This is a genomic window from Staphylococcus sp. EG-SA-10 (assembly GCF_017151945.1).
Lineage (GTDB): Bacteria > Bacillota > Bacilli > Staphylococcales > Staphylococcaceae > Staphylococcus > Staphylococcus aureus.
The window spans coordinates 1-327 of the sequence record NZ_JACVZJ010000060.1; the positions used below are offsets into that span (position 1 = coordinate 1).

General features: G+C 44.3%; 1 rRNA gene. It reads left to right on the forward strand.

The features are described from left to right. The first annotated feature begins 10 nt into the window (after positions 1-10). Positions 11-125 (forward strand): 5S ribosomal RNA (rrf, locus tag IDG45_RS13780). The last annotated feature ends 202 nt before the right edge of the window (positions 126-327 follow it).

Here is a 327-nt window from a genome sequence, read left to right on the forward strand (position 1 = left end):
CATTCATATGTCTGGTGACTATAGCAAGGAGGTCACACCTGTTCCCATGCCGAACACAGAAGTTAAGCTCCTTAGCGTCGATGGTAGTCGAACTTACGTTCCGCTAGAGTAGAACGTTGCCAGGCAAAAATGGATGCGATGAGCCGCATTGAGACCGCAAGGTCTCTTTTTTTATGTCTAAAACGTCAAAATAAAAAGCAAACACAAAGAAAAATGGCTTGGCGAAGTGAAAACGTTTGAATCTGACGAAACGAGAAAAGAGCGCAACGAGTTTAGTAGAGCTAAATGAGTAAGCGAGAGCCGAAGGAGAGGAAAGAAGCAAGCGAT